Raw genomic sequence first — 19,823 nt, forward strand, 5'->3', positions numbered from 1 at the left:
CGCGCTGGCGATGCTCGGCTGCGGCGTCGCGCTCGGCTCGGTGTTCAGCGTGCTCGCGCCGTACACCATGCCGGCCGACAGCAACCCGATGCGCAACGCGGCCCCGGGGCAGGGCGGACTGATCCTGCTCAACCAGTTCGGCTCGATGTTCGGCGTCGCGCTGCTCGCCCTGCCGGTCGGCGGCTACCTGCTCTGGGCGCTGACCTCGGACGGGCCGACCTGGCCGGTGCTGCTGGTCGGCCCGCTCTACGGCGGCCTGATCGCCACCCTGGGCATCCGGCTGGCGGCCGCCCGGCTGCTGGAGCGCACCCCGGAGATCCTGGCCAAGGCGATCGAGCGCTGAGGCCTGTCCGCCTGGCCGTCCAGGCGTTCGGCTCGGCCACTCCGGCATCATGGGCCGGAGAGGCCGGGCCGTCGAGGCATCGTCGAGGAGAGCAGGGACACACCGTGGGCAAGCGCGCGCAACAGGGCGGGAACGCCGGGCCGCTGCTGGAGCAGGCGGTGCGGTCGGTGCTCACCGCCCCGGACGAGGGGCTGGACCTCGCGCTGGACACCGGGGCCTCGTTGCTGGCCGCCTCGGCCGGGCAGTGGCCGGCGGTCAGTCGGGCGCTGCTGGGGTACGTGGACACCGCCGTGGGCCGCTGCTGGTCGGCGGGCTGGCGCCCGGCCGACCTGGTGCGGGTGGTGCGGCGCCGGCTGAAGCCCGTCCACCTGGCGCTCGCGGTGGACCTGATCGCCGCCGAGGGCCGCCGCCACCCCGCCGCGGGCCTGGACCGGCGCTGGCAGGAGCAGCTTCGCGAGCTGGAGACCGAGGTCTGGTGGCCGGCCGACGAGCAGTACCTCGGCGCCTTCGCCCACCGGCACCGGCTGGACCGCTTCGCGCTCGCCACCGCCGTCCTGGAGCTGCTGCGCAGCTGGGGCCGGCTGCCCCCGATCGCCCCGGTCGGCCCGGTGCCCGGGCAGTCCGTACGGACGCGGCACGCCACCGGGCCGGTGACCGGGGAGCCTCGGATGCTGGCGCGGATCCGGGCGCTGCTGGCCAAGGCCGAGTCCACCGAGTACCCGGAGGAGGCCGAGGCGCTGACCGCCAAGGCCCAGCAGCTGATGGCCCAGCACAGCATCGACGAGGCCCTGCTGGCCGCCGCCGGTGCCGACCGGGACACCCCGGCGGCGCTGCGGATCGGCGTGGACAACCCGTACGAGGGCCCCAAGACGATGCTGCTGGACGCGGTCGCGGCGGCGAACCGGTGCCGGGTGGTGTGGGCGAAGGAGTACGGCTTCTGCACCGTGATCGGCTTCGACGGCGACCTGGACGGCGTCGAGCTGCTCTACACCTCGCTGCTGGTGCAGGCCACCCACGCGCTCAACAAGGCCGGCTCCGGCAAGGACTCCCGCAGCAAGGCGTTCCGGCAGTCCTTCCTGGTCGCGTACGCGGCGCGGATCCGCGAGCGGCTGACCACCGCCACCGAGCGGACCACCAGCGCCGCCGCGGCCGGCCGCCACCTGCGCGAGGACGGCACCGAGGAGCAGCTGCTGCCGGACGAGCGGCTGCTGCCCGCGCTGGCCGCCCGCTCGGCGAAGGTGGACGAGGAGGTGGGCCGGCTGTTCCCGAAGCTGGTCTCGCAGCGGGTGCGGGTCAGCGACGGCGAGGGCTGGGCGGCCGGACGCGCCGCCGCCGACCGCGCCGCGCTGCACGGGCGGGGCGAGATCCACAACTGACGGCCCGCCTGGTAGAACGTATCCCGCCACGAACGAGGGGGATACGACGTGACGGAGTCGGCGGCCGAAGCGGGGTACCGCGACCGGGTGCGCGGAGCGCTGCTCGGCGGCGCGATCGGCGATGCGCTGGGCTGGCCGGTGGAGTTCCAGCAACTCCACCAGATCCAGGACCGGTTCGGGCCGCAGGGCGTGACCGCGCTGCCGTCCGGGAGCGGCGGTCCGGTGGAGGTCACCGACGACACCCAGATGACGCTGTTCACCGCCGAAGGCCTGATCCGCGGCTTCGTCCGCGGTTGGACGGGCGGCGGCGGCTCGGTTCCGGAGGCCGTGCACGGCGCCTACCGGCGCTGGCTGCGCACCCAGTACCAGGGCAAGCCGGACACCGAACCGCAGCCCCGGCCGTACGACGGCTGGCTGCTGGGCCGGCCCTTCCTGTACGCGCGGCGGGCGCCGGGCAACGCGTGCCTGAGCGGGACGTCCGAGCACCCGGTGTTCGAGGCGCCGTCCGCGATCGGGCGCCCGGGGCCGATCAACCCCGGGTCCAAGGGCTGCGGCACGGTGATGCGCTCGGCGCCGTTCGGGCTGGCCCGCTTGGGAGTCGAGCAGTCCTTCGGACTGGCCGTGCAGTGCGCCCAGCTCACCCACGGACACCCGACCGGCTACCTCGCGGCGGGCGCCTTCGCGGCGCTGGTCGAGCGGCTGGCGGCCGGCGCGGAGCCGTGGGCGGCGGTCGGCGAGACGGTCGAGCAGATCCGCGAGCTGCCGAAGTCCAAGGAGACCGTCCAGGCGCTGGCCCGGGCGGTGCGGCTCGCCCAGGAGGCCGAGCCCTCGGCGGACACGGTGGAGCGGGTCGGGCTGGGCTGGATCGCCGAGGAGTGCCTGGCCATCGCGGTGTACTCGCTGCTGGCGGCCACCCTCGACCCCGACCCGGTGCGCACCGCGCTGCTGCTGTCGGTGAACCACTCCGGGGACAGCGACTCCACCGGCGCGGTCTGCGGCAACCTGGTCGGGGCCGCGTACGGCGCCTCGGCGCTGCCCGCCGACTGGGCCGGGGCGGTCGAGGGGCGGGCCGAACTGCTGACGGTCGCGGACGACCTGCTGGTGCTGTTCGGCAGCCGCGACCCTCACCACCCGGCGCTCGGCGGGCGGTACCCGGCCTGGTGAACGGCCCTACTTGGCCTGCGGGTCGGTGACCTGGCCGAGGAACAGCGGCCGCCCGCCGGAGGTGTCCCGGATCAGGAACAGGAACGGCCGGTCGATGTGCAGCTGGGCGGGCTGGCGCGGGGCGGGCGCCGCCGCGGCGCCGACCCCGACGCCGCTGCCGGCCGCCGCGACGGTGCCCTCCTCGTCGACCTGCACGGTGGCCTTCTGCACCACCGTGCTGACGACGAGCGGCTCCTTGGCGATGCCGCTGAGGTCGGCGTTGTCGAAGGCCGAGTGGACGCCGAGCGAGCGCAGCGCGGGGGTGAGCTCGTTGGACGTGTCGAAGTGGAAGCGCGGCAGCTGCAGGTCGACGGGCTGCTCGGCGAGGGCGCCGAGGATCCGGTCCAGCTCGGGCTGGTCCAGGCCCTTGGTGAAGGCGGCGAAGCCGCCCTGTGCCGGGACGATCAGGTCCATGGCCAGGTTGCCGTCCTTGTAGGGGAGTTCGACGGCCTGCCAGGGCTCGCCGACGATCCCGCCGGAGCCGTCGGCGTACTTGAACTCGCCGGTCTGGCTCATGCTGGGGACGGACGGGGTGGCGCCGTCGAGCTTGTGGAACGGGCGGTCCTCGGTGTGCGCGGGCTTGAACTCGGAGGCCCACTTCGCCTTGAGGTAGAGCGCGTCGGTGAGGACCACCCGGGTGTCCGGGTTGATCGCCTTCGCCGCGAAGAGGTCCTTGATCCGCCCCTCGGTGGCCTTCTCCACGGCCGCGTTGATCGCCTTGCGGCTGCCGTCCGGGTCCTTCTTGAAGTCGGTGGTGTGCACTCCGGCGTCGAAGGCTGCCGCGAGGCCGGCCAGGTAGTCGGGCTCCACCGGGAAGCCCTGCTGCGTCCAGACCTCGTCGCTCTGGCGCAGGGTGAGCCCGTCGGTGGTCGGCACGGGTCGGTTCAGGGCGCCGGTGGCGAGGGCGTACTGCTTCGGGTCGAGGTCGGTGTGCAGGGCCTTGGCGAGCTCGTCGGCGGTCGCGCCCCGAGCGCCGGGGAGCAGCATGGCGAGCACGGCGGCCAGGCCGGACGGGCAGACCACGAGGTTGCGTCCGGCGTCGTCCGGCTTGGCGGTGAGGGTGTGCAGGAGATCGAGCCCGAAGGCGTCGGTGGCCTTCGCGGTGGCCGCCACCTGGGTCGGATCGACCGCGGCCCCGCCGTCCGGCGCGGAGGCTCTCACCTCCGTGCCGGTCGCGGCCCCGGTGCTGCCGCAGCCGGCGATCAGCGGCGCGGCGAGCGCGGCGGCGAGGAGCAGCGCCGCCGGGCGGCGGGGCGTGCGACGACGGGTTCCGGTGCTGCTGTTCGTCATGGCCCTTCGACGCGGCACCCCGCCTCCGGGTTCCGCCGCGGCTACCGGACGATGGGAATCGGTCCGCTCCGCCAGTCATTGAGCCGCTTGCGGATGCTCGCGACCATGGGGAGCGCGTCCACCCGGGTTCGTGTAGGTACCGACGATCCCGGTGATCTCGATCTCGATGCCGGTCTCCTCGTGGGTCTCCCGGATCCCGCATCCTGCGAGGGATTCGCCCAGCTGTCCCGAGCACTACGGAAATCAAGAGCCCCCGTGCCCGTCCTGCCCATGTTGGGTGTGGTCGGTACAGGGGCTCTCCGCGCTTGTGTCGAGGCGCGTTATGACTCCGGCGGCACGCTGTAGCGACTCAAGACATCGTCAGCCGTGGACTTGTCCAACAGGCGCAACTCCCAAGGCCCAGTGTTGACGTCGAATTCCTTGCCGAAGCCAACCCACTTACCGGCCATGCGCCGCCCAGTTGGATCGACCAGCAACTGAATGGCGCCGTGGTACCTCGCTCCCTGGTAGTAGCCGTCCTGTGCGGTCTGTTCCACCCATGAGCCCGTCACGATGTTCCGATCGACAGTGAGGTCGAACGACAGCGGTGAGTCAGGATTGGACGACGCCCCGGGGAGGGACCGACCGGTGATCCGATTCCCGTTCTGGGTCAGCACGACGTGGTGCAGGCCGGTGAACGTGTTCTCTCGGCTACTGCTGAAAAACTCGTAGTGGCTGATCCACACCCCGGAGTAGTCCTCACCTGAAGGAGCGGGCGCAGCCTGCACGGGCACACGCGATTCATCGCTTGTCATGTCATGGCCTCCCGTACCGTCTGCGCTGACCCTTGGCGGTAGCTGTGGTGACTCGAAGCCGAGGCGGTCCACGGGCAGCTTGGTGACAGCCTCAAGGGCTCGAACGTACACCGGGCGGGGAAACCTGACCTCCCCTGACTCCCAGCGCTGCACGAGGCGCTTACTGGCGTCATTGGGTTCTCCCTGTGCAGCCCCAACTGCCCTCAGGTGCTTCGCGAACTCGTCTTGGCTGAGGCGAAGTCCAAGGCGTACGGCCCTCAGGGTCTCGTTCGGCGTCGTCATGACCCCCACCATAGGACGGGCCCCTCCTGAACGACACCGAAATGACGCCTTGTCAGGACGCCGAAGAGACGCCTCGGTGGCGTCGCAATGGACCGACCTTCCAAGACACCATCAAGCCCTCCGTGGACACAGAGGAGCGGCAATGGCGAAGCACAAACCGGCTCAAGGCTCGGCGAGAGGGCGCGACAGGTGCCTGTGCGGTGAGCCGATCCACCCCGACCCGCCGGGACCGGACGGCATCACCACGTGGCAGTGCGAGTGTCGTCGGTTCGGGTACCTGCTGCCGTCGGACTACCAGCGGACGCACCCGGACGAACCCGCCGTTCAGGTCTGCGGCCGGAAGCGCTCTCGGAACGTCGCCGCGCCGGTTGCCGCGTGACTGCTCGGTCCCGGTGTCGACTGTGACTCCACCGGATCAGTCACCCGGTAGTCGCCGTCCAGACGCTTTGGGGCCTCAGGCTCCAATTCATGTGGCCGGTAACGATGTTCAGCCCACCGCGCCGCCAGATCATTCGCGACGAACGTGCCCAGGTGGCCCCTCGGCATCTGGAACTTCGCACGGCGCTTGACCGGCGTCGCCTGGGACTGCCGTCGAACCCCGAGTAACACCTACAGACTCCCGTCCCGCTCGGACGTCGCAACAAGACTCCGGTCGGGACGGGCGCCAACTCCCGTACTTCCGCCCCGGAAGCCAAAGGTGGGCGGACGTCCCAGTACGGAAACGGTGGTCCTGTCCGTACGCGCATCCCCCGTCGTGGATGGGCGGGACCCCGTGCCGCCGAGTAGGCGGGCATCCCCGGGGACAGTCGCATGTCCCCGGGGAGCCGCGCACCGTTAGCTCTGGCCAGCTTTCGGCGCGCCATCCGGCTCGACCGCCGGATGCCATCCCTCAGGAGGGAACAGCAGTATGTCCGACAGCGTCATCCGCTCGCGCGGGTCCGAGCTGCTGCACGGCGAGTTCGCCGAGTACGCGGCCAACATCGCGAGCGACGTGAAGAAGCACAACCCCGGTTTCTCGCCGGAGTACATCGGCAAGCTGGTCAGTGCGTGGGGCGACTGGGCGACCCTGATCGCGGACGACCCGACGGCCGTCTACGCGCTCACCGTGGACATGGACGAGGTGTGGCACGCTGCCGTGCTGCGGACCCGCAAGTACGTGTCGTTCATGGGCGCGCTGACCGACGGGCGGTTCATCCACCACGAGCCGGCGGAGAACTACGGCACCCCGGACGAGGTGCGGCGCACCGTGGCCGCGCTGGAGACCGCCGGGCACCCGGTCGACAACGATGTGTGGGGCGCCATGTGCGCCGCCACCTGCAACGGTGGGAACGACTGCAAGCCCGCCGCACCGTGCCCTGGCATCGACGTGGGCCCGATCATGGCGGGTGTCGCCTAACGGCCTCTGAATGACCCCTCTCCGGGCCGTCCGGAAGGCCCGGAGAGGACGTGCCACACTGGCTGAGTGACCATCGCACAAGAGGAATTGAACGAAGCCGCACGAACGGCCTTTCTGGCCACGAAGGCGACGTTCATGGACGCGCTTACTCAGCTCTGTGAACTGACGGGCGCCGACGTCAAGGATCTTGCCCACGCGCTGGAACTGGATGAACGCATCGGCACCATGGACGTCGACCGCAGCGCGTACGCACCCGAGGAACTGCGGAGGTTCCTGGCTCAGCTCGAAGCCGAAGGGATCACGGCGCCTCTGCGGTTCCTGCGCCTCATGGAGAGCTAAGCCGAATCGAGCCCGTCCGGGTCCGCCTGGGCTGGGCTACTTCGCCTCGGGGCTCCAGGTTCCGGGGCGTTCACGTACGAGCCCATGCCGTACCGGGTGCGGATCAGTTCAGCCTTCCTCAGCGCCGTCAGCGCCTTCTGCGTGGTGACCCGAGTCACGCCGAACTCGCGTTCAAGCTCGGTCGCAGTGCTCTTCTGGCCGGACACGTAGTCGCCCCGCTGGATGCGGTCGCGTATTTCATCCACGACCGCTCAGTCCCAGAGTGCCCCGAGCTCCAGCAGTTCGTCCCGGTACTCGATCCGCTCGACCCACTCCTGCGGCCAGACCGACTCGCCGTGGTGGGCGCCCGCGAAGGCTCCGGTCAGGCAGGCGAGGGAGTCGGAGTCGCCGGAGCTGTAGGCGGCGCGGCGGACGGCGGCGACCGGGTCTTCGGGCAGCAGCAGGAAGCAGAGCAGGCCGGTGACGAAGGCCTCCTCGGCGATCCAGCCCTCGCCGGTGATCAGGCAGGGGTCGGCGTCGAGGTCGTGCGCGGCGAGCGCGGCGTCGAGGTCGTCGAGCGACTTCAGGCAGTCGTCCCAGCCGCGGGCGATGACGGCCTGCGGGGAGCTGCCGTACCAGCGGTCGGCGAGGTTGCCCAGCCAGAACTCGTCGTACCGCTCGCGGCTCGCCAGCGCGTACGCCCGCAGCACCGCGGGCAGTCCGGCCGGCGGGAGGCCCTCGGCCAGCTTGCGGACGGCAAAGGCGGTGAGGTCGCTGGCGGCGAGCGCGGTCGGGTGGCCGTGGGTGAGCGCGGACTGCAGCTGGGCGGCGCCGGAGAGCTGCCGGGCGTCCAGGTCGCGGATCAGCCCGATCGGGGCGACCCGCATGTTGGCGCCGCACCCCTTGGAGCCGACGTCGCTCGCCTGCTGCCAGCGGTACTCGTCGTGGCTGAGCCGCTCGCAGGCGCGCAGGCAGGTCATGCCGGGGGCGCGGTTGTTCTCCGGGGAGCGCCACCAGTCGACGAACTCCTCGCGGACGGGCCGCTCCAGCCGCAGGGGCGTGAGCGGCCCGCGCTTCAGGGCGGTGCGCAGGCCGCGACCGAGGGCGAGGGTCATCTGGGTGTCGTCGGTGACCAGCGCCCGCTCCGGCAGCGGCAGTTGCCGCCAGTCGGGCCAGTCGTTCGCGATCGTCTCGACGCTCTTGAACTCGGTCACCCGGCCGATCGCGTCCCCGATCGCCAGCCCCAGCAGTGCCCCCGTCGCCTTGCCCACGGCAGCTCCCCCCTCTTCGTCACACCTCGACCAGCAGCTCCTTGAGCCCTCGGATCACATAGCCCGGGTTCCACTCGGGCTCGCGGACCAGCCGCAGGCCCGGGGCCCGGCGCAGCAGGGTGCCGTAGGACTCGGTGAGCTCCAGTCTGGCAAGCGGGGCGCCGAGACAGAAGTGGATTCCGGCGCCGAAGGTGATGTGCGGGTTGTCGGTGCGGGCGAGGTCGAGCCGGTCGGGGTCGGCGAAGCGCTCGGGGTCGCGGTTGGCGGAGCCGAAGAGGAGGGCGGTCTCGGCACCGCGCGGGATGGTGACGCCGCGGACCTCGATGTCCTCCAGCACCCAGCGCTCGAACATCTGCAGCGGGGTGTCCCAGCGCATCAGTTCCTCGACGGCGGTGGGCAGCAGTTCGTCCACCGAGCCGCGCAGCCGGGCGAGTTCCCCGGGGTTGCGGAACAACGCCCACCAGCCGTTGCCGGTGGTGTTGACGGTCGCCTCGTGGCCGGCGTTGAGCAGCAGCACGCAGGTGGAGACCATCTCCTGCTCGCTGAGCGCGTCGGAGCCCTCCTGGGCCTGGATCAGCGCGCTGATCAGGTCGGTGCCGGGGGCGGTACGGCGCTCGCGGATCAGGGTGCGCAGGTAGTCGGAGAACTCGGTGCTCGCGGCGACGGCCCGGCGGGCGGTCTCCTCGCTCGGGTTGAGTTCGAACATCCCGGTGATGTCGGCTGACCAGGGGCGCAGCAGGTGCCGGTCGCCCTCCGGGACGCCGAGCATCTCGGCGATCACGGCGACCGGCAGCGGCTCGGCGACGGTGGCGATCAGGTCGCCGCCGCCGGCCGCGCGCAGCCCGTCGACCAGTTCGCCGGCGAGGCGCTGGACGGTCGGCCGCAGCCCCTCGACCATGCGCGGGGTGAACGCCTTGGAGACCAGGCGGCGGATCCGGGTGTGGTCGGGCGCCTCCAGGTCCAGCAGCCCGTGGTCGTTGAGGGTGTGGAAGGGCTCGTGCGCCGGGTCGGGCTCGGGGCGGCCGAACTCCTGGTGGCTGAAGCGGTGGGTGTAGGTGCGGCCGAGCCGCCGGTCGCGCAGCAGGGCGCTGACGTCCTCGTGGCGGGAGACGAGCCACTGGTTCGTCGGCTCGAAGTACGTCACCGGCGCGTGCTCGCGCAGCTCGGCGTACGCGTCGTACGGGTGGGCCACGAAAGCCGCCGACCAGGGGTCGAACTTCGCCGTCGTCGTCATCGGTCGTTCACTCCAGGCCGTGAGGGGAAGCCGGAAGGATCATCGTACGCATGCGGTACGTCCGTCACGAGACCCTTCACGGCCGCCCGCCCTCACGCCCGTTCCGTGACCAGCCGCCGCACCAGCTCGGGCAGCGCCTGGGAGATCGGCTCCCGGATCACCTCGGCCGCGGCCTCGTCGAAGGGGGTCGGCTCGCCGTTCATGACGATCAGCCGGGCACCGCCCTCCACCGCGATCTGCGGCAGCGCGGCCGCCGGGTGGACCTGGAGGCTGGTGCCCACCGCGACGAAGATGTCGCAGGCCTTGGCGATCGCGTCGGCCTGCTGGAGCACCACCGGGTCCAGGTTCTCCCCGAACATCACCGTGCGCGGCCTGAGGATGCCGCCGCAGTCCCGGCAGGCCGGGTCCGGCTCGCCCGCCTCGACCCGCGCCAGCGCCTCCTCCATCGTCCCGACCACCCGACAGCGCAGGCACTGCACCTCCCGGGCGGTGCCGTGCAGTTCGAGCACCTTGCGGGCGGGCAGGCCGGCCCGCTGGTGCAGCCCGTCCACGTTCTGGGTGAGCACCCGCACCGGCAGGCCGGAACGTTCCAGGTCCACCAGCGCGCGGTGCCCGGCGTTCGGCTCGGCGGCCAGCGCGCCGGCGTCGCGGCGCATCAGCCAGGACCGCCGCCGCACCTCCGGGTCGCCCCGGTACGGCCCGATGGTGACCAGCTCCTGCGCCGACGGGTCCTTCTGCCACAGCCCCTGCGGGCCGCGGTAGTCGGGGATGCCGGAGTCGGTCGAGATGCCCGCGCCGGTGAGCACGGCGATCAGAGGGCGCTTGGCGTTCATACCCGGGACGGTACGGCCGCCGCACCGCCCCCGGCCACCGATATAGCCGCCCCGTCAGGCCAGCGCCGCGCGGAGCGCGGGGGCCGGGCGGGTGAGCGGGGAGAGCGCGCCGAGGTAGCAGGCGGCGGCGAGCGGGATGAAGGCCAGGTCGGCGGCCGAGGCGACGGTGCCGAGCAGCATCAGCACCGGGCTCCACCAGCGCAGCGTCCGGGCCGCGCCCACCGAGGCGGCGACCAGCAGGGCCAGCAGGCCGACGTAGAAGAGCAGCGGGCCGACCTTGTAGACGGCCGGCAGCACCCCGGGGACGTCCTGGACCCGCTCGAAGAGGCGCGCCTGCTCGTCCTTGGTGGCCGAGGCCAGGCCGACGTAGAGGTCGATCCCGATCTGTGTCAGCGAGGCCGCCAGGCCGATGAGCGCCGTTCCCAGCGCGGTGTTCGCGGCCAGCCGCCCGACCGTGGTGCCGCGCGGGGCGAGCAGCCGGCGCAGGGCGAGGAGGACCGGGGCGAACAGCAGCAGGCCCGCGAACATCGCGGTGTGCCCGGCGGTCCAGCCGAGGCCCGGGGCGCGGGAGCCGGGCACCAGGCGGATGCCGCCGTAGAGGGCCATCAGCGCGGGGGCGCCGACGGCGGCGTAGCAGGTGAGGCGGCTGTTCCGGAGGGCGTTCATGCGAGGTTCTCCCGTGGTGTCCGTGATCCGTTGCGACACCCCAGAGCCTCCCGGCCGGGGCCCTCGTCGCGGATCGCCCGCACCGGCGAACTCCCGGCCTCCCCCGCTGGGGGGAGCCGGTCAGGACCGCGCTGCCGGAAAGCCGCTCGGACCTCCCCCGCCGGACGTCAGGACTCCCCCGCCACCACCGCCCCGGCCTCGTACGCGAACACCACCGCGTGCACCCGGTCGCGCAGCCCGAGCTTGCTCAGCACGTTGCTGACGTGCGTCTTCACGGTGTGCTCGCTGACCACCAGTTCGGCCGCGATCTCCGCGTTGGACAGCCCGCGCGCGATCAGCCGCAGCGTCTCCTGCTCGCGCAGGGTCAGCTGCTCCAGCAGCTTGGACGGCGGCCGCACCGCCCGGTCCGGCGTCCCCGGACGGCGGGCGGCGAACTCGCCGATCAGCCGCTTGGTCACCGAGGGCGCGAGCAGCGCCTCCCCCGAGGCGACCATCCGCACCCCGTGCGCCAGGTCGTCCCGGCGGACGTCCTTGAGCAGGAAGCCGCTGGCGCCCGCGTACAGCGCGTCGAAGACGTAGTCGTCGATGTCGAAGGTGGTCAGCATGATCACCTTGGTGGACGGGAACTCGGCGCACACCCGGCGGGCCGCCTCCAGCCCGTCCATCACCGGCATCCGGACGTCCAGCAGCAGCACGTCCGGGTTGTGGGCGCGCACCGCCTCGACCGCCTCGGCGCCGTCGCACGCCTCGGCCACCACCTCGATGTCCGGCTGCGCGTCCAGGATCATCCCGAACCCGGCCCGCACCAGCTCCTGGTCGTCCGCGACCACCACCCGTATCGACGTCATCCGCCCACCCTCTCCACCACGCCCGTCGGCCCCAGCGGCAGCCGGACACTCACCAGGAACCCCTTGCCCTCCGGCCCCGGACCGGCCTCGGCCCGGCCGCCGCAGGCCGCCGCCCGCTCGCGGATGCCGACCAGCCCGCGCCCGCCGGACCAGCCGGCCACCGTACGGTCGGCCCTCAGCGGCACGCCGCGCCCGTTGTCGGATACCACGACCTCCAGCACGTCACCGGTGCGCCGCACCCGGATGGCGGCCCGGTCGGCCCCGGAGTGCTTGACGGTGTTGGTCAGCGCCTCCTGCACGATCCGGTACGCCGCCGCCTCCACGTCGGCGGGCACCGCGCCCAGCCCGTCCGCGAGTTCGAACTCCACCTCCAGGCCGGCCCCGCGCACCCGCTCGGCCACGTCGGCGAGTTCGGCCAGCCGGGGCTGCGGCGCCAGCTCCCGCCCCGCCTCCGGATCCTTCAACACCCCGAGCACGCGCCGGAGTTGGACCATCGCGTCACGGCCCGAATCGGCGATGGTGTCGAAGGCGCGGATCGCCCGCTCCGGCTTGTTGTGCACCACCAGCGGTCCGGCCTCGGCCTGGATCACCATCAACGACACGGCGTGCGCCAGGATGTCGTGCATCTCCCGGGCGATCCGGGCCCGCTCCTCGGCGACCGCCCGCGCCGACTCGCTGGCCGCCCGCTCGCCGGCCTCCCGCGCCCGCTCCGCCTGGATCCGGGCCAACTCCCGCTGGGTGCGCACCAGGGCGCCGAAGACGAAGGAACCGCCCGAGGTGAGCACGCTGAACAGCGCGCCGTTCGGCGAGTGGGTGCCGATCACGTTGGCGACCACCACCACCGCCAGCACCGGCCAGCGCTGCCGGTCGGGGAAGCGCTCCGCCACCGTGTACATCCCGATCACCGCGTACAGCGGCACCTGCGGGTTCGCCGAGTGCGCCACCACCGACAGCACCAGCGACGGCACACTGCCGACGATCAGAACGGCCAGCGAGACCCGGCGCCGCCAGGGCAGGTACAGCGCGGTGGACACCGCCAGCAGGTAGACCCACCAGGGCCAGTCCGTGTCGTCGTTGTAGACCGACCAGACCGACACCGCCGCCGAGCAGACCGCCAGGAAGGTGTCCAGCACGTACGGGCTCAGCCCGGTCGTCCATGTCCGCCAGCGCGCCACGCGCTCCACCCTCGTACCTCCCCCGTACCCGGGGGCCCCGCCCCCGCGGAGAAGATCATGCCCTACCGGCAGAACCTCCGGCACCGCCCGGTCAGGCACCGCTGACCGTCACACCGCCGGTCTCCGCCCGCGCGGTGATGCTGTGCGCCGCGCCCGGCTGGGAGGGGATGCTCACGTCCGTCCCGCCCGTCGTGGCCCGCGCGTCCACCGTGTACGTCTCCCCGGACGGCACCTTCAGCTTCACCCCGCCGTTCGAGGTCTTCGCCTCCACCTTCGACGGCGCGCCGGCGAAGTCGGCCCGCACCCCTCCGTTCACGGCGCTCAGCCGCACCTGCGGGGAGGTCAGCCCGCCGGCCTCGACCCCGCCGTTCGTCACGTCGGCGTCGACCTCGGCGGCCAGCCCGGACAGCTTGATGCCGCCGTTGCCCTCCTTGACCCGCACCTTGGTCCCGGCCGGCACCCGCACGGTGTAGCCGATCCCGCAGGAGTCGCAGTCGTACGTCAGCCGGAGCACGCCGTCCTTCACCTCGTGGGTGCTCTTCGGCGCGTCCCCCTTGTAGCTCTGGTCCTCGACCACGTGCACCGCGTCGCCGCCGCCGGTCACCACCACGCCGCCGTTCTGCCCCTCGACCACCAGCTCCTTGACCTGCTCGGCCACCCCGTAGCTGACCGTCCGGTGCTCCTGGTCGTCCCCGATCGGCAGACAACCCGACATCCCGACCAGCACCCCGGCCGTGATCGCCATCGCGCCCAGCACTCGCTTCATTTCCGGCCCCTTCTCAAGCCCCGTCATCCCGACACCGAGAAGCCTCCCGCAGCGGCCCCTCCGCCACCTCCCCCGCCGGAGCGGTTCCCACGGCTCCCCCGCGAGGGGGAGGACATGGAGCCGATGGGTACCTGGACACCGGGCGTTGGTACGTCGCGTTCTCGGTCGAGGTCGAGCGGAGCGGCCCCACGCCGAGGCGGCCGGACGTGGTGATCGGCGTCGATCTCGGCGTCAAGACCCTCGCGGTGTTCTCCGACGGCCGGCCCCCGGCCGGGAATCCGAAACACTACGACCACGCCCAGAAGAAACTCCGGCGCCTGTCCCGCGCCGTCTCCCGGCGCATGGGGCCCGACCACCGCACCGGCCGCCAGCCCTCGAAGCGATGGCTGCGCGCCAACGAGCAGCGCAACAAGGTCCACCACCGCATCGCCGACCTGCGCCGCGACGGCATCCACAAGCTCACCACCGAACTCGCCCGCGAGTACGGCACGATCGTGGTCGAGGACCTCAACGTCGCCGGGATGGTGAGGAACCGCAATCTCGCCCGGGCCGTGTCCGACGCCGGGTTCGGCGAGATCCGCCGCCAACTCGCCTACAAGACCGCGTGGAACGGCGGCCGGCTCAACGTCGCCGACCGCTGGTTCCCCAGCTCCAAGACGTGCTCCCACTGCCAGGCGGTGAAACCCAGGCTGCCACTGCGGGTACGTACGTTCAGCCGCGAACACTGCGGGCTGGTCATCGACCGCGATGAGAACGCCGCACGCAACCTCGCTTCCCTCGTGAAGCGCCACGTCGCCGGGAGTGGCCCGGAGACGCGAAACGGACGTGGAGCCGACCGCAAGACGGGACCTGGTCCCGCCGGTGGCCGCGAAGCGTCTACCTCGCACCGGCCCTCCAAGCCGGGTCAGACGAGGACCTTTGCCCCGCGATGGGCAAATCCCTGAGATTCATTCACCGATCTCTCAAGGAACGGAATTCGCGGAATCGCCGACGGCGCGGCCGGTTCGCGAGTAGCTTGTTTGCCCGCGCTCAACCACCCGCGCCCACCCCCGCCGAGGCGAACACAACGAGGGCTGATCAGCCATGGCCAACACGCCGTCCGGCGGACCCGGTCCCGCGACCGGCCACGGCCTCGACGACCGCGTACCCTTCCTGGCCAGGCTGGACCACGCCGACCGCACCGCACTGCTCGCCCTCGGCCGCCGGCTCAGCTACCCCGCGCGGTCCACCGCGCTGCGCGAGGGCGAACCCTCCGACCACGTCCTGCTCGTCCTGCACGGCTGGCTGAAGGTGACCGCCGCCGCCGAGAACGGGTACGAGGCACTGCTCGCGCTGCGCGGACCGGGCGACATCGTCGGCGAGTCCGCCGCCCTCAGCGGACGGCCCCGGGCGGCCACCGTCACCGCGCTGGAGCAGGTCGAGGCCGCCGCCGTCGACCGGGCCACCTTCACCGGCTACCTGCAACGCACCCCCGCGGCCTCGATGCAACTGCTGGCACTCTCCACCGACCGGCTGCGCGCGGCCGACCACCACCGGCTGAAGTTCGCCTCGCTCAGCGTCAGCGAGCGCCTCGCCGACCTCCTGCTGGAACTGGCCCGCACCCACGGGCGCCGGACGGACGAGGGCGTCGTCATCTCGGTCCCGCTCAGCCAGCAGGAGCTGGCCGGCTCGGTGGGTGCCTCCCGGGAGGCCGTCGCCCGCTTGCTCAAGTCCCTGCGGGACCGCGGCATCGTCGCCACCAGCCGCCGCTCGCTGGTCATCGCGCGCCCCGACCTGCTTCGGAGGCCCGGTCAACTCCGTTGATCCGTACAGAGGTTCTGTGCACACCGTCACAGAACGAATGCCTCACCCGCGCTCACGCCACCGCGCCGGCACCGGGCAGGCTGAGGCCCGATGACGAACCGAGAGGTGACCATGACCGAGCCGGTGAACCACACCATCCTGCTGCTGGACATCGAGCAGTTCGGCCGACGGGACGACGTCGAGCAGGCCTTCATGCGCCGGATGCTCTACTCCGTCCTGCACGAGACGCTGCGCAGCGCCGGCATCGAACCCGCCGAACAGCGCTTGGAGGACCGCGGCGACTCGGTGATGGCCCTGATCAGCCCCACCGTCCCCAAACCCAAACTGCTGCACGCCCTGATCAACGAGACCCCCACCCTGCTGTACGCCAACAACCGCCTCGCCGCCGACAGCGCCCGGGTGCGGCTGCGGATCGTGCTCGCCGCCGGCGAGGTCGCCGTCCAGGAGCTGGGCGGAGCGCTCGGCGGAGCGGTCGGCTGGGACCTCAACCAGGCCTTCCGGCTGCTCGACTCGACGGCCCTGCGGGAGGCGCTGAAGCACCGGGACGGCCCGTGCGTGCTCAGCGTCTCCGACGCGGTCTACCAGGGCATCGTCCGGCACGGCCACGGCGGGCTGCCGACGGGCGCCTTCCACCGGATCACCGTCCAGGGCAAGGAGGGCGACTTCCCCGCCTGGCTGTACGGCGAACCGGCGCCGACGCCGGTCGCCGCCCCTCCGGCCCCCCAGGGCATTCCCATCGCGGCCGCCGCCCCATCCGCCGCCCCTTCGGCCGGCCCGGCTCCGGCCCCCGCCGCCGCCCCGGCCCAGAGCCGGACCCCCGCCACCTTCCAGTTCCTCGGCGGCTCACCGTCCTTCGGCGGCAGCCTGATCGGCGGCGACCAGCACGTCGTCTCCGGCGGCGAGGTCCACGGCGACGTCAACACCGGCAACACCGTCGGCGGTGACCGATGACCGCCACCCCCGAGCAGGAGGCCTCCCCACAGCCGCCCGACCCGGACCAGGACGGCGCCGAGCTCCAGGAGGCCCCGCCCGAGGAACCCCAGAACGCCTGGGAGGCCGCCCAGGAACTGCTGGAGCACGTCCCGGACGCCTTCGCCGGCCACGGCTTCCTCTTCGCCGGCGGCAACCCCCGCTTCGGCGGCGACCTCGTCGGCGGCGACCAGCACACCGTCTCCGGCGGGCAGGTCCACGGCGACGTCGTCACCGGCCACAAGACCACCGTCTACCAGCTCGGCTCCGCCTTCGGCGCGCCGCTGCACGCCTCGGGCGAGGTCCCGGCGGAGGAACTCACCGCCCTGGCCGCGGTCTTCCAGTACGGACCGACCTACCAGCAGGCCATCGACCGGCTACGCGAACAGCGGGTCCTCATCCTCACCGGCCGGGCCGACACCGGCCGCCGCTACGCCGGACTGGCGCTGCTCGCCAATCTGGGAGCCCGCCGGATCCGCAACCTCGACCCCGACGTCTCCCCCGCCGCGCTGCTCACCGGCGCCGAACAGGCCGAGGGCTACCTGCTCGCCGACTACGCCACGTCCCGCACCCGCCCGCTGCGCCGATCCGACCTCGACCGCCTCCGTGAGACCCTCACCAAGCAGGACAGCTACCTGGTCATCACCACCGTCCGTTCCCACGCGATGCGCGAGTTGCCCACCGTCGACTGGCAGCCCCCCAACCCCCTGGACGTACTGAGCAACCATCTCCGCGCCTTGCTGGGAAACACCTCGGCAGCGCAGATCCAAGCGCTGCTCGCCCTCAGCCCGACCCGGGCGTTCCTGAAGCACCCTCGGCCGGTCCGGGAACTGGCCGAGTTCGCGGTCGAGCTGTCCCGGTACTCGCCCGAGACGGACAACCTCCCGGACCTCGACGAGTTCGGCGGCAGCGTCGTCCAGGAACAGGTCGGCCGCTGGTTCGGCGACCCCGAACTCCCGCTCCGCGAGAAGGCGTTCCTGCTGTCCCTGGCCGTCTTCGACCACGCCCCCTACACCCTCGCCGCCGAGGGCGCCGACAAGCTCTTCCGCCGCCTGGAGACCATCCGCACCGCCGGCGAGCCGGACGGCATCCCGCCCTTCGGCAGCTCGATCGAGGACCGGATGACCCTCTCCCGGGCCGAACTCACCGAGGAGACCGAACAGACCCCGTGGGGCCCGGTCCCGCAGCGGATGGCCTCCTTCCTCGACCCCCGCACCTCGCACACGCTGCTGCGCGAGGTCTGGGCGAGCCACCCCTCCGCCCGCCCCGCGATCACCGGCTGGCTGAACGCGCTGGCCACCGACTCCCGCGCCCTGGTCCGCACCCGGGTGGCCTCCGCCACCGCCCTGCTCGCCTCCGTCGACCTCTCCGCCACGATGAGCGCACTGCTCGGCCCGTGGTCCGGCGCCAAGGACTTCCGGCTGTGCGTCCAGGCCGCCAACAGCCTCGCCCTCGCGTACCACGCGGGCACCGGCGCCGTCCCGCGCATCCTGCGCAGCTGGGCGGCCGACGACAACGCCCACCGCCGCTGGACCGCCATCCGCTGCTACGCCCTGCTCGGCCCGCTGCTCCCCGCCCAGGCGCTGGAGGCCTTCGCGCTGGCCGCCGACCGGCTCACCGCCGCGGAACTCGACCAGCTCGCCGCCAAGCTCCGGCTCGGCACCCAGGCCCCGGCCGTCGACCAGCCCAACCGCTACCAGGCACTCGGCCTGGTCGAGGCCGCCGAACTGCTGCTGCTCTCCCCCGAGGCCGAGGAGGCCCTGCGCGCCCTGGTCCGCTGGCTCTCCGGCCCGGCCGGCCTGCGGCAGCTCGCCCTGGCCACCTTCCTGACCGCCGCGCAGCGCACCGAGGACACCGTCGTGGGCCGGCCGCTGCTGCTCGACTGGTACGCCCGGAGCCCGCGCCCCGAACCGGGGGGCGTGGTCAGCGTCACGGTGCTCTCGGCCCCCGAGGAGCCGCCGCCGGTCCGCTCCCTGCTGGCCCTCCTGTGGCGTACGGCCCTCACCGACCGCCTCTACGGCACCGTCGCCCTGGGCGTGCTGCGCGGCTGGCTGATCGGCGCCACCGACCAGCCCGAGACGGACGCCCGACTCACCGAGCTGTTCGACGACCTGGCGGTCACCGAGCGCGACCGCCAGCGGCTCGACCACCTCGTCCGCACCGTCCGCGACGGCGGCCCGGCCACCCTGGCGCCCGCGCCGTCCCCGTCCAGCGGCTGAAGCCGAAGCCCACCCGACCCGTCCCGATCCTGGAGCATCCGCGCATGTCGGCACGACACCGCCCCGACGTCCCCACCGGGGACCTCAGTGACCCGGTTCTGAAGGTCCACCCGTTGGGCCGCTCGCTCGGCCTGCCCAAGCGGCCGGCCGCCCGCGCCGACTCCGCGCTGGTACTGACCTCGCCCTCCGGCGAGCACCAGGTCTTCCTCCCGCCGCACCGCCCCGGCTTCAGCGATCTGGTCGGCCGCGGCTACCAGGCCGCGTACGAGATCGACCTCGGCCTGCACCACCTGCAAATGGTGGAGCGGTTGCCCGGCCGGGACGACGTCGGCGCCTTCGAGGCCGTGGTGGAGATCGACTGGCAGGTCACGGTCCCGGAGCTGGTGGTGACCAGCCGGATCGGTGACGTCCCGGCCGTGCTCGTCCCCCGCATCCGGCAGCGGATGCGCGCGGTCACCCGCACCCTCACCACCGACCAGAGCGGCGAGGCCGAACTCGCCGTCCAGCAGGCGCTGGACGAGTACCCGGTCGCCGAGGCCGAGGGCCTGCGGGTGGGCTGCGCCGTCCAGCTCGACATCGACCAGGCCGCCCGCGACCAGAAGGAGCGGCTGCGCGGGTACCACTTCGACACCCAGGCCCATCCGCACGCCCTCCGGCAGGTCCAGGAGGCGAACGAGGTCCTGGCCGCGAAGGCGAAGTTCTACCAGTACCACCTGGAGCAGGGCGGGGTGGCCGCCTGGGCCCTCCAGGTCGCCGCCCACCCGGAGGACCTGCCGCGGGCGCTCGGCTACCTGAAGGACGAGCAGCAGGAGCTGGTCCAGGGGCAGCTCTCGGTGATCCAGCGACTGCTCGACCAGGACGCCCTGGAGGACTTCGAACTGGAGGGCCCGCGCCAGGACGCCAAGGCCGCGTTCGAGGCCATCCTGCGCGCCCGGCCCGGCGCGCCGGGGACGCCCCGGCTCGACAAGGGAGCGAACCCGCCGCTCCCCCGGTGAACCCGAGGAACCCGTGGGCGCCGGTCCGTTCCCGCCGGTGAC

At 72.6% G+C, this 19,823-nt stretch carries 20 protein-coding genes and 1 pseudogene; 10 read left to right on the plus strand and 11 right to left on the minus strand.

Annotated features, from left to right (window positions below):
- From ACFVWU_RS08055 to ACFVWU_RS08065, 3 genes and pseudogenes are all read left to right on the plus strand, one after another.
- Positions 1–343: pseudogene (locus ACFVWU_RS08055) on the plus strand (transporter); the annotation flags it as partial.
- 104 nt (positions 344–447) lie between these two features.
- Positions 448–1,719, plus strand: a complete 1,272-nt coding sequence (locus ACFVWU_RS08060) for a DUF2786 domain-containing protein (protein ID WP_387616964.1) — start codon at positions 448–450, stop codon at positions 1,717–1,719.
- Between the two features lie 48 nt (positions 1,720–1,767).
- A complete protein-coding gene (locus ACFVWU_RS08065; protein ID WP_387616966.1) occupies positions 1,768–2,883 on the plus strand; it encodes an ADP-ribosylglycohydrolase family protein in 1,116 nt (371 codons plus the stop codon).
- Between the two features lie 6 nt (positions 2,884–2,889).
- On the opposite strand, the gene ACFVWU_RS08070 is transcribed toward ACFVWU_RS08065, so the two are convergent.
- The 3 genes from ACFVWU_RS08070 to ACFVWU_RS08080 all read right to left on the minus strand — a co-directional run bounded on the left by ACFVWU_RS08070 (position 2,890) and on the right by ACFVWU_RS08080 (position 5,300).
- Positions 2,890–4,212 (minus strand): serpin family protein, encoded by a 1,323-nt coding sequence (locus ACFVWU_RS08070; protein ID WP_387616968.1) that lies wholly within the window; start codon positions 4,210–4,212, stop codon positions 2,890–2,892.
- 75 nt (positions 4,213–4,287) lie between these two features.
- Entirely contained in the window at positions 4,288–4,434 is a 147-nt protein-coding gene (locus ACFVWU_RS08075; protein ID WP_387617091.1) for an NUDIX domain-containing protein, read from the minus strand.
- 98 nt (positions 4,435–4,532) lie between these two features.
- Positions 4,533–5,300 carry a helix-turn-helix domain-containing protein gene (locus ACFVWU_RS08080; protein WP_387616970.1) on the minus strand — a complete coding sequence of 256 codons (768 nt, stop codon included), beginning with the start codon at positions 5,298–5,300 and terminating at the stop codon, positions 4,533–4,535.
- A gap of 895 nt (positions 5,301–6,195) precedes the next feature.
- On the opposite strand from ACFVWU_RS08080, the gene ACFVWU_RS08085 reads away from it, so the two are divergent.
- Both ACFVWU_RS08085 and ACFVWU_RS08090 read left to right on the plus strand, forming a co-directional pair.
- The gene (locus ACFVWU_RS08085) at positions 6,196–6,684 is read left to right on the plus strand and encodes a hypothetical protein (protein WP_387616972.1); all 489 of its coding nucleotides are present in this window, start codon (positions 6,196–6,198) and stop codon (positions 6,682–6,684) included.
- Positions 6,685–6,750: 66 nt separating this feature from the next.
- Complete coding sequence (locus ACFVWU_RS08090) at positions 6,751–7,023, plus strand: hypothetical protein (RefSeq protein WP_387616974.1); 273 nt, start codon at positions 6,751–6,753, stop codon at positions 7,021–7,023.
- On the opposite strand, the gene ACFVWU_RS08095 is transcribed toward ACFVWU_RS08090, so the two are convergent.
- The 8 genes from ACFVWU_RS08095 to ACFVWU_RS08130 all read right to left on the minus strand — a co-directional run bounded on the left by ACFVWU_RS08095 (position 7,020) and on the right by ACFVWU_RS08130 (position 13,795).
- Positions 7,020–7,268, minus strand: a complete 249-nt coding sequence (locus tag ACFVWU_RS08095) for a GntR family transcriptional regulator (RefSeq protein WP_387616976.1) — start codon at positions 7,266–7,268, stop codon at positions 7,020–7,022. The two genes, ACFVWU_RS08090 and ACFVWU_RS08095, sit on opposite strands and share 4 nt — an antisense overlap.
- A 6-nt stretch (positions 7,269–7,274) precedes the next feature.
- Positions 7,275–8,273 carry an ADP-ribosylglycohydrolase family protein gene (locus ACFVWU_RS08100; RefSeq protein WP_387616978.1) on the minus strand — a complete coding sequence of 333 codons (999 nt, stop codon included), beginning with the start codon at positions 8,271–8,273 and terminating at the stop codon, positions 7,275–7,277.
- 19 nt (positions 8,274–8,292) lie between these two features.
- Positions 8,293–9,507 carry a cytochrome P450 gene (locus tag ACFVWU_RS08105; protein WP_387616980.1) on the minus strand — a complete coding sequence of 405 codons (1,215 nt, stop codon included), beginning with the start codon at positions 9,505–9,507 and terminating at the stop codon, positions 8,293–8,295.
- Between the two features lie 92 nt (positions 9,508–9,599).
- Positions 9,600–10,340, minus strand: a complete 741-nt coding sequence (locus tag ACFVWU_RS08110; RefSeq protein WP_387616982.1) for an NAD-dependent deacetylase — start codon at positions 10,338–10,340, stop codon at positions 9,600–9,602.
- Between the two features lie 54 nt (positions 10,341–10,394).
- A complete protein-coding gene (locus ACFVWU_RS08115; RefSeq protein ID WP_387616984.1) occupies positions 10,395–11,006 on the minus strand; it encodes a hypothetical protein in 612 nt (203 codons plus the stop codon).
- Positions 11,007–11,173: 167 nt separating this feature from the next.
- A complete protein-coding gene (locus tag ACFVWU_RS08120; protein ID WP_387616986.1) occupies positions 11,174–11,854 on the minus strand; it encodes a response regulator in 681 nt (226 codons plus the stop codon).
- Positions 11,851–13,038, minus strand: a complete 1,188-nt coding sequence (locus tag ACFVWU_RS08125) for a sensor histidine kinase (protein ID WP_387616988.1) — start codon at positions 13,036–13,038, stop codon at positions 11,851–11,853. The genes ACFVWU_RS08120 and ACFVWU_RS08125 overlap by 4 nt, the downstream gene beginning before the upstream one ends.
- 82 nt (positions 13,039–13,120) lie before the next feature.
- Positions 13,121–13,795, minus strand: coding sequence for a DUF4097 family beta strand repeat-containing protein (locus tag ACFVWU_RS08130; RefSeq protein WP_387616990.1), 675 nt, complete (start codon positions 13,793–13,795; stop codon positions 13,121–13,123).
- Between the two features lie 131 nt (positions 13,796–13,926).
- Between ACFVWU_RS08130 and ACFVWU_RS08135 the strand changes: the two genes are divergently transcribed.
- From ACFVWU_RS08135 to ACFVWU_RS08155, 5 genes are all read left to right on the plus strand, one after another.
- The gene (locus ACFVWU_RS08135) at positions 13,927–14,739 is read left to right on the plus strand and encodes an RNA-guided endonuclease TnpB family protein (protein ID WP_387617093.1); all 813 of its coding nucleotides are present in this window, start codon (positions 13,927–13,929) and stop codon (positions 14,737–14,739) included.
- Positions 14,740–14,878: 139 nt separating this feature from the next.
- Complete coding sequence (locus tag ACFVWU_RS08140; protein ID WP_387616992.1) at positions 14,879–15,598, plus strand: Crp/Fnr family transcriptional regulator; 720 nt, start codon at positions 14,879–14,881, stop codon at positions 15,596–15,598.
- Between the two features lie 90 nt (positions 15,599–15,688).
- Entirely contained in the window at positions 15,689–16,549 is an 861-nt protein-coding gene (locus ACFVWU_RS08145; RefSeq protein ID WP_387616994.1) for a hypothetical protein, read from the plus strand.
- Positions 16,546–18,786 (plus strand): hypothetical protein, encoded by a 2,241-nt coding sequence (locus tag ACFVWU_RS08150; RefSeq protein WP_387616996.1) that lies wholly within the window; start codon positions 16,546–16,548, stop codon positions 18,784–18,786. The genes ACFVWU_RS08145 and ACFVWU_RS08150 overlap by 4 nt, the downstream gene beginning before the upstream one ends.
- Positions 18,787–18,830: 44 nt before the next feature.
- On the plus strand, positions 18,831–19,781 hold the full coding sequence (locus ACFVWU_RS08155) for a hypothetical protein (protein ID WP_387616998.1): 951 nt from the start codon (positions 18,831–18,833) through the stop codon (positions 19,779–19,781).
- Positions 19,782–19,823: the final 42 nt, after the last annotated feature.

Source organism: Kitasatospora sp. NPDC058190 (assembly GCF_042883685.1).
In the GTDB taxonomy this organism is placed as follows: Bacteria; Actinomycetota; Actinomycetes; order Streptomycetales; family Streptomycetaceae; genus Kitasatospora.